Consider the following 7809-nt stretch of genomic DNA (forward strand, 5'->3'; position numbering starts at 1 on the left):
AAGGCTATTCGGCAGGCAGCAGGCGCAAGGTACTGCGCGCCGGGATCACGCCCAGCTGCGCCCGCTGATAACGGCCTTCGATGTAGTCCTCGGCCTGATCGCGATAATGCCGGTCGAACGGCACGCCGCTCTGGCCGAGCGGGTTGATGCTCAATGCCTGGGCGGGGTCGGCGAAGTCGATGATTCGCCGGGTCGACGGCCCATAGTTCACCGGCCATGGCGCGGGGCCGATCTTGGCCGAGAGATTGTTCGGCGCCTCGTGGGTGCCCGGCGCGGCAAACGGGCCGACGTTGAACAGCAGGTTGAGCGGCTTCTGCACGCCCAGCGGATGGTTATGGATCAGAGTATGCGCCTTGCCCCATTGCCAGTTGGCCGGGTCGGCGCCAAAGGTTTCGCCAAGGTGGGCCAACGTCTTGTGCCAGGCCTCGCGCACCACCGCACTGCGCCCTGCAGGTTGACTGGTCCCGCGCTGGCTCCACCAGGGTGATTCCGGATCAGCTGCAAGTCGGGGAAGGGCGGCATCGATGGCGCGGGTGTTGAGCAGCATCGTGAACCAGGTATCGCCCAGCTCATCATGCAGTGCGGCATGGGCCAACTCATACAGAAACTGGTTGAACAGGGTCGCGCTGGTCGAATCCAGCGGGTAGTCACCGCGCCAGGCTGCCAATTGCTCGGCCAGCTCCTGCTCCTGCACGCCCTCGGCAGCTTCGCGCAGGGTCGCCAGCAATGGCGCGAGCAGGCGTGGGCCGTAGTCGCTGGCGGTGTCCAGTTGCAGCGCCTGGCTGTTGTCTGTGTCCCACTTGATCTGCGGGTTGGCCAGTTGCCGGTCAAGCTGGCGGCCGCGGTCGGCAAGGTTGTAGTAACCCGGCACCGGGATCGTGGCCGGTGGCTGAAAGTTGGCCGAGACGATGTAACCGCTGGCTGGATTTTCCTGCTGCGGGTTGAGGCTGAAGGGGTAGAAGCCAAGCTTGTCTGCCTGGCTGCTGCTGCCGTCGAGGATGAACGCCGGGTTGACCCCCTCCGGGCGGATTGGCAACTGCGCCGCGGCCCACCAGCCGATGTCGCCAGCGGCATTGGCCCACACCAGGTTCAGCCCGGGTGACTGAATCTTCACCGCCGCCAGACGCATCTTGTTCAGGCTGTCGGCGCGGTTGAGCTGGTAGAAGCCCTCAAGAATCGGGTTTTCGGTTTGCAGAAACGCCCACCACATGGCAATCGGCGTGGGTCCCGCCGTTTCGCCGAGCACGCTGTTGACGATCGGCCCGTGGGACGAGCTGCGCAGGGTGATCTCGACCGGCGCTGCGTCCTTGACCGCGATCTGCTGCTGGCTGCGCTGCAGGGTTTGCCACTGGCCGTCGATCAGAACCTGTTCGGGATTGGCCGGGTTGCTGCGCTCGGCAATCAGGTCGACGTCGTCGTTCTGGAACATGGTCAGGCTCCAGCCGAAATCGCGGTTGTGGCCGAGCAGGGCAAACGGGTTGAGTGCCTGGAAGTAGCCATACAACTCAAAACCCGGCGCCGCCAGCTCGGCCTCATACCATACCGCCGGCACGGCAAAGCCGATATGTGGGTCGCCGGCCAGCAGCGGGCGGCCGCTACGGGTGCGGCTGGCTGAAACTGCCCAGGCATTGCTGCCCTCGAACTGCGGCAGGCCGGCGGCGGCCAGAGCATCCTGGCTGGCGCTGGCCAGTTGCTCGAGGCTGCGCCAGTCGACGGCTGCCAGGCGCGGGGCGAGGGCGCCTTCGGGCTGCCATTCCAGGTCGAAGATGTTCAGGTAATCGGCGCCAAGCTGATCGCGGATATAGGTCAGCGCCGGTTCAGTGCGAAACGCGGCGGCGAAGCTGTAGGCCAGATACCCGGCGATGCTCAGGGTGTCTTCGGCGCTGAAGGGGCGTGGGGTGATACCGAGCAGGTCGAACTCGACCGGCTTGGGGTGGCTGGCCTGCCATTGGTTGACCCCATCCAGATAGGCCTGCAAACCTTGCCAGGCGGGGCCTTGGCGATCCTGACGCTGGACCATGCGGGCGGCCTGCTCGCGGATGCGCAGGCTGCGGAACAGGGTATCGGTGGCGACCAGCTTGCTGCCGAGCACTTCGGCCAGCTCGCCACGGGCCAGGCGGCGCATGATCTCCATTTGGAACAGCCGGTCCTGGGCGTGCACATAGCCCAGCGCGCGGTACAGGTCGGCTTCGCTCTGCGCCTGGATGTGCGGCACGCCGCGCTCGTCGTAGCGCACGTTGACCGGCGCTTGCAGGCCGCGCAGGCTCAGTTCGCCGTGGCGTTGGGGCTGCTTGCTGTGGACATACCAGTAACCGCCGGCAGCGGCCACGGCAATCACCACGACCAGCACGGACAAGCTGCGTTTCATCAGAACTCCTTGTGCATATCAACGCAAACGGTTGTCAGATCATTGACCGAATCGCGCCACCAGCATAGCCCCCAAAGGAGTCTGCATGTCCCTCAGCGAAAAACAGAAGATGCTCAGCGGCCAGCTCTATCACGCAGGCTGCCCCGAGTTGCAGGCTGAGCAACGCAGCAACAAGCAGTGGATGGACCGCTACAACGGCAGCGACGAGCAGCTCAAGCTCAGCCGCCATACATTGCTGGCCGAACATCTTGCCGCAGTCGGCGAGGGCGTGGTCATCCGCCCGCCGTTCTATTGCGACTATGGCTACAACATCAGTATCGGTGCCAACACCTTCATCAACTTCAGCTGCGTGATCCTCGACGTGCTGCCGGTACACATTGGCCACGACTGCCAGATCGCGCCGTCGGTGCAGATCTACACCGCCGATCATCCGCTCGACCCGGACGTGCGCCGCACCGGCCTGGAAAGCGGGCGCCCGGTGCACATCGGCAACAACGTCTGGATCGGTGGCGGTGCGATCATTCTGCCGGGCGTCACCATCGGTGATGACGCGGTGATTGGTGCTGGTAGCGTGGTTACCCGCGATGTCGCCGCCGGTGCGGTTGTGGTGGGCAATCCGGCCCGCGAGCGTCAGTCAGCCCAAGGGCAGTAACAGCCGACCGCGAGGGTGTTGGAGGCGCTGACATTGCGGTTCTCGAGCAAGGCCTTGAGGATCGGCTCGATGAAGCTGTTGCTTGAGTTGCACACGGCGCCTTCGCTGTACGGGCCGAAGTAGGCCAGTCGGCCCTCGCGATCCCAGATCGCCACCGCAGGGCTGGCGGGCAGGCTGGCACTGCCGGGCAGCTCGCTCAGGACCTTGAGCGCGGCCAGGTTGGCCGGCAGCGCGCCATGGCTGGCGGGCTTTTGCAGCAGATAGAAACTCACTCCCTGCGGCGTGAACTGTTCGACCAGTTCGCTCAGATGTTGCTGGTTGCCGACGTTGCACGGGCAGGCCGGGTCCCAGAAATGCACCACACGGATCGCCCCGGGGCCGGCAAGCTCGGCGGGCAGGCGCAACTGGCTACCATCGAACAGCGTGGCCTGATTGGCGAACGGGCGCAGATAACGTGACTGGAAACTGTCGTAAGCCCACCAGAGCACGGCGGCGCAGAGCAGGGTGATGGCCAAGGTCGACAGCTTTTTCATGGGGGGGCCGCAGCTGCGGTACTCGCTTTTTGCAATGAGTTGGAGGGGCGCCCAGCTTGCCATGCGCCGCGCTTGAGCTGAATATCCCAGATCAATACTTGTTCGCGGATTTTGCCGATGCCTGCTCCTTTCAACGTCGACCTGCGCAGCGGCCTCGCGCCATTGTCGAGCCGCCAGCCGTTATCTGCCCAGGCGCTTGCGTACCAGCGCTTCTATGGCCTGGATCTGCCTGTGCAGCGTTTGCTCGGCAGCTTCGAGGCGGGCGGTTTCGAGCTGGTCGGCCAGGCCTGGCTGCCGCCGCAGCCGGTGGCGACGCTGTTCGTGCTGCACGGCTACTATGACCATATGGGGCTGTACCGGCATGTCATCGAGTGGGCACTGAGCAAGGGCTTGGCGGTGGTCAGCTGTGATTTGCCCGGGCATGGTCTGTCCAGTGGCGAGCGGGCCAGCATCAGTGACTTCGGGCTTTATCAGCAGACACTGGTGGCGCTGTTCGGCCAGGCCCGCGAGCTGGAGCTGCCACGCCCGTGGCATCTATGCGGGCAGAGCACCGGTGGCGCGATCGCGGTCGATCACGTGCTGCATGCCGGCGAACACAGCCCGGTCGATGGCGAGCTGATCCTGCTGGCACCGCTGGTGCGGCCGCGGGCGTGGCACTGGTCCAAGCTCAGCTATCGGTTGCTGCGCCACTTCGTCAACGGCATCCAGCGCCAGTTCAGCGAAAACAGCAACGACCCGGCGTTTCTGCCGTTTCTGCAGGCCGACCCGCTGCAACCACGGCGCTTGCCGACTGCCTGGGTAGGTGCGCTGATGAGCTGGGTCAAGCGGATCGAGGCGGCGCCGCCGAGCACGCGCAGGCCGTTGATCGTGCAGGGCGAGGCGGATGGCACGGTCGACTGGCGTTACAACCTCAAGGTGCTCAAGGCCAAGTTCGCTGATCCGCAGATCCTGCTGCTGCCAGAGGCGCGCCATCATCTGGCCAATGAACTGCCGGCAACCCGTCAGCGCTACCTCGATTTCATCAGCCAGCGGCTGGGCTGATTACTTGAGCTGATTGCCGTTCTGGCCGACCGCAAGCCCCGCACGCACTGCCGCCAGTGCCGCCTGATAGTACGCCTGGCCGTCGGCGGATTCGGCGAAGTTGGCGAACTCTTCCAGTTCGGCATCGCTGAGCTCGCGGTAGACGTAGAGCAAGGTGTTGTTGAGGTCTTCGCCGATCTGGTTCATCAGGCGCTGGCGCTGGCCGTCGAGCAACCCTTGCGCCTGACCGCCACCAAACAGCCCTGGGATCATCGAGCTGAGGCTGTCGGCAGCCACGCCGGCGATCGCCAGGCTGACTTCGGCGCCGGCTTCGCGCGCGGGCAGGGCCTGGGCCAGGTGGCCCATGATCAGTTGCCGAGTGTCGCTGACCTGCAGCTTGGGCAGGCCTTTGGCGTTCTTGGCCAACTGGTCCTTGCGTGTGGCGAGCAACTCGGCGGCCACCACTTTGCGCCCCAACGGCGAATTGAAGAACGCCAAGGCTGGCGCCGGGTTGGCCAGCTTGCTGCGTAGCTGCGCCTGTGCGCGCTGGTCCATGGCCTGGGCCTGGAAGCGTTGGTTGCTGTTGCTCACCAGCGCCTGGTAAACCGCAGGCGGCAGGCTGTTGCGGTAGCGCTGTTGGGCAGCACTCACGGCATCATTGAAATGGGCGCGCTGGTCGGGCCAGCCGGCGGCCTTGTACAGCTGATCGAGGCTGTCTGCCCAGACAGGCATGGTGCAGATCATCAGCAACAGCAGGGAAAACAAACGGCGCATTCAGGACTCCTGTCGGCAGTGCGCTATTGTCCGTGGCGCAGTGGGAGTTTGTCGAGACGCAATGACGCCGGTCAGCCAAGTGGCGCTGGAGGGGGCCTGGGCGAATGGCTATGATGCGCCATGCACATTACTTCCGATGTTTCCAAGCTGTCCGCGATTGTCGATGACCTGGCCAGCCAGGGCTGGTCGCAGCAGGCCGACTTTTTGCCGGCCGAGCTGGTCAGCGCGCTGGCCGCTGAATGCCGGCGGCGCGCCGGCGACGGCCAGCTCAACCCTGCCGGGGTTGGCCGTGGCGGCACGCTAGAGGTTCGCGAGGCGATCCGTGGCGATCACATCCGCTGGCTGGAGCCTGGCGAGTCGAGCGCTTGCGACCGTTACCTGGACACCATGGACGCGCTGCGTCAGGCAATCAATCAGGGCTTGTTCATCGGCCTTGAAGATTACGAATGCCATTTCGCCCTGTATCCGCCGGGGGCGTTCTATCGGCGCCATCTGGACCGCTTTCGCGATGACGACCGCCGCGCCGTGTCGGCTGTGATCTATCTCAATCAGGACTGGCAGCCCGGCGACGGCGGCGAGTTGCGCATGTTCCTCGATGACCAGCGCGTGCATGACGTAGCGCCGACAGCGGGCACACTGGTGGTGTTTCTGTCCGACGACGTGCCCCACGAAGTGCTGGCGGCCGGGCGTGAGCGCTTGTCGTTGACGGGTTGGTTCCGTAGGCGTGGCAATGAGCCGTTCTGAATTGTCGCCGGTTTTGGTCAGCGCGTGTCTGCTGGGCCAGCCGGTGCGCTACGACGGGCGTGCCAGTGGCCATCCGGACGTGCTGCAAGGCTGGCAGGCCGAGGGTCGTGTGGTAGCGCTGTGCCCGGAGGTAGCTGGCGGCTTGCCGACCCCGCGGCCACCTGCAGAAATCCCCGGCGGGCAGGGCGCGCAGGTGCTCGACGGGCAGGCGCAGGTGATTACGGTGTCGGGCGAGGACGTCAGTGCGGCGTTTCTGGCGGGTGCGCAGATCGCCCTGGCGCTGGTGCGTCGGCACGGCATCCGGGTCGCCGTACTCAAGTCCGGCAGCCCCTCCTGCGGTAACCAACTGACCTACGACGGCAGCTTCAGCGGGGTCAAAGTGGCGGGGCAGGGCGTGACTACTGCGCTGCTGCGCCGCGAAGGCGTGCTGGTGTTCAGCGAGCTGCAGTTGGCCGAGGCGCAGCAGGCCCTGGCAGCCCTCGACCACTGAGATGTCATCAGCAGGTTACTGGCCGGCGGTAGGTCTCTCACCCTTGAGCCATTTCTTTTCAAGGTCCGCCAGCCTGCCGTCATCCTTGATCCGCTGCAGGGCGTTGTTCACTGCGCTCTCGAAGGCCGGGTTGTCTTTCTGGAACGGGATTACCAGCTTGTCACTGCCAAACGGCTGGCTGACATCCAGTGCCGCGTCGACCTTCTGCGCAGCGCGCAGCTGGCTCAGGGCAACATCGCTCTTGCCGCTCTCGACCTCGGGCAATATCTGTTCTGCGGGGGTTTCGATGAACTCGGCACGCAGGTCCAGCTCCTTGGCCAGGGCCTGGCCCAGCTCGACATCGAAGCCCGCCAGATGTTCGTCCTGCTTGAAGGCATAAGGCGGTGTATCGGCTTGCACGGCAATGCGCAGTTCGCCCCGGTCGTTGATTTCGTCTATCAGCTCGGCCTGGGCCAACGGACTGATCAGTACTGTCAGCAGTACGCCAATGGTCAAACGCATGAGTATCCCTTCTTGTTCAGCAGGTAAATTTCATTCGCCGCTGCTTTATTTGTGGTGGCGGTCGAACGCTGGCTATGACCGTGGGTCTCTCCTAATGTTTAAACCGCTGATAAATTATTTGTGACAGCGGGCCCAGACACCTCGGGCCACATTTGGACTATGTTGATGCTCCGCTGCCGATCGTTACCTGGCGGCGGTCAATGAAGTGAATCACAGGAGAAGTGAATGAACAGCCTATTTTCGCGTGCTGCCGTTGCCGGTCTGCTCATGGGGGCGTCGGTACTGGCCAGTGCAGCGGATGCCCTGCAAAGCCAGGAGCCGCCGAAGGATGCCAAGGTCTTCATTGTTTCCCCGGCGGATGGTGCCACGGTCGACAAGACCTTTACCGTCAAATTTGCCATCGAAGGCATGGCGCTGAAACCCGCTGGCGACCAGACTCCGCATAGCGGCCACCACCACTTGCTGGTAGATGTCGACAAGCAGCCACTGAGCGATACACCGCTGCCGACCAGCCTTATGCCGGAAAACAACGCGCCGCTGCCGGCTGGGCCGCAGGTGCTGCATTTCGGCAAGGCGCAGACTGAAGCGACCATCACCCTGACACCAGGCAAGCACACCCTGCAGTTGGTGCTGGGCGACAAGTATCATGTGCCGTTCAAGCCTAGCGTTGAGTCGCAGAAAATTACCGTTACCGTTAAGTGAAGTAAATGGGGCCGCGTTGCGGCCC

General features: G+C 64.2%; 9 protein-coding genes. 5 read left to right on the forward strand and 4 right to left on the reverse strand.

Annotation, left to right across the window (positions count from 1 at the left end; all coding sequences use genetic code 11):
- Window positions 1-4: 4 nt before the first annotated feature.
- A complete protein-coding gene (locus IDM28_RS00170; RefSeq protein WP_188035128.1) occupies window positions 5-2368 on the reverse strand; it encodes a penicillin acylase family protein in 2364 nt (787 codons plus the stop codon).
- An 85-nt stretch (window positions 2369-2453) separates the two neighbouring features.
- Between IDM28_RS00170 and IDM28_RS00175 the strand changes: the two genes are divergently transcribed.
- Window positions 2454-3020 (forward strand): sugar O-acetyltransferase, encoded by a 567-nt coding sequence (locus IDM28_RS00175; protein ID WP_101315354.1) that lies wholly within the window; start codon window positions 2454-2456, stop codon window positions 3018-3020.
- Here IDM28_RS00175 and IDM28_RS00180 read toward each other — a convergent pair.
- Window positions 2999-3553, reverse strand: coding sequence for a DUF6436 domain-containing protein (locus IDM28_RS00180; protein ID WP_181105851.1), 555 nt, complete (start codon window positions 3551-3553; stop codon window positions 2999-3001). The genes IDM28_RS00175 and IDM28_RS00180 overlap by 22 nt on opposite strands.
- Window positions 3554-3670: 117 nt before the next feature.
- Between IDM28_RS00180 and IDM28_RS00185 the strand changes: the two genes are divergently transcribed.
- Window positions 3671-4594, forward strand: coding sequence for an alpha/beta hydrolase (locus IDM28_RS00185; RefSeq protein WP_150570408.1), 924 nt, complete (start codon window positions 3671-3673; stop codon window positions 4592-4594).
- Here the strand turns inward: IDM28_RS00185 and IDM28_RS00190 are convergent, their stop codons facing one another.
- Window positions 4595-5347: a DUF2059 domain-containing protein gene (locus IDM28_RS00190; protein ID WP_101315360.1), complete on the reverse strand. Its 753-nt coding sequence runs from the start codon at window positions 5345-5347 to the stop codon at window positions 4595-4597.
- A 120-nt stretch (window positions 5348-5467) separates the two neighbouring features.
- Between IDM28_RS00190 and IDM28_RS00195 the strand changes: the two genes are divergently transcribed.
- Together IDM28_RS00195 and IDM28_RS00200 are read left to right on the forward strand one after the other, a co-directional pair.
- Window positions 5468-6091, forward strand: coding sequence for a 2OG-Fe(II) oxygenase (locus tag IDM28_RS00195; RefSeq protein ID WP_188035129.1), 624 nt, complete (start codon window positions 5468-5470; stop codon window positions 6089-6091).
- Window positions 6078-6581: a DUF523 domain-containing protein gene (locus IDM28_RS00200; RefSeq protein ID WP_150573037.1), complete on the forward strand. Its 504-nt coding sequence runs from the start codon at window positions 6078-6080 to the stop codon at window positions 6579-6581. The genes IDM28_RS00195 and IDM28_RS00200 overlap by 14 nt, the downstream gene beginning before the upstream one ends.
- A gap of 15 nt (window positions 6582-6596) precedes the next feature.
- Here the strand turns inward: IDM28_RS00200 and IDM28_RS00205 are convergent, their stop codons facing one another.
- Window positions 6597-7082 (reverse strand): substrate-binding periplasmic protein, encoded by a 486-nt coding sequence (locus IDM28_RS00205; RefSeq protein ID WP_101315367.1) that lies wholly within the window; start codon window positions 7080-7082, stop codon window positions 6597-6599.
- Window positions 7083-7307: 225 nt separating this feature from the next.
- Between IDM28_RS00205 and IDM28_RS00210 the strand changes: the two genes are divergently transcribed.
- The gene (locus IDM28_RS00210; protein ID WP_101315369.1) at window positions 7308-7784 is read left to right on the forward strand and encodes a DUF4399 domain-containing protein; all 477 of its coding nucleotides are present in this window, start codon (window positions 7308-7310) and stop codon (window positions 7782-7784) included.
- The last annotated feature ends 25 nt before the right edge of the window (window positions 7785-7809 follow it).

Origin of the sequence: Pseudomonas sp. EZ-C24, from assembly GCF_014525325.1 — a bacterium.
GTDB classification, from domain to species: Bacteria; Pseudomonadota; Gammaproteobacteria; order Pseudomonadales; family Pseudomonadaceae; genus Aquipseudomonas; species Aquipseudomonas shirazensis.

Bases quoted from the DNA above. Each gene is read 5' to 3' on its own strand.
- IDM28_RS00210 (WP_101315369.1), top strand. From the start codon at position 7,308: ATGAACAGCCTATTTTCGCGTGCTGCCGTTGCCGGTCTGCTCATGGGG.
- IDM28_RS00180 (WP_181105851.1), bottom strand. From the start codon at position 3,553: ATGAAAAAGCTGTCGACCTTGGCCATCACCCTGCTCTGCGCCGCCGTG.
- IDM28_RS00175 (WP_101315354.1), top strand. From the start codon at position 2,454: ATGTCCCTCAGCGAAAAACAGAAGATGCTCAGCGGCCAGCTCTATCAC.
- IDM28_RS00205 (WP_101315367.1), bottom strand. From the start codon at position 7,082: ATGCGTTTGACCATTGGCGTACTGCTGACAGTACTGATCAGTCCGTTG.
- IDM28_RS00200 (WP_150573037.1), top strand. From the start codon at position 6,078: ATGAGCCGTTCTGAATTGTCGCCGGTTTTGGTCAGCGCGTGTCTGCTG.
- IDM28_RS00190 (WP_101315360.1), bottom strand. From the start codon at position 5,347: ATGCGCCGTTTGTTTTCCCTGCTGTTGCTGATGATCTGCACCATGCCT.
- IDM28_RS00170 (WP_188035128.1), bottom strand. From the start codon at position 2,368: ATGAAACGCAGCTTGTCCGTGCTGGTCGTGGTGATTGCCGTGGCCGCT.
- IDM28_RS00185 (WP_150570408.1), top strand. From the start codon at position 3,671: ATGCCTGCTCCTTTCAACGTCGACCTGCGCAGCGGCCTCGCGCCATTG.
- IDM28_RS00195 (WP_188035129.1), top strand. From the start codon at position 5,468: ATGCACATTACTTCCGATGTTTCCAAGCTGTCCGCGATTGTCGATGAC.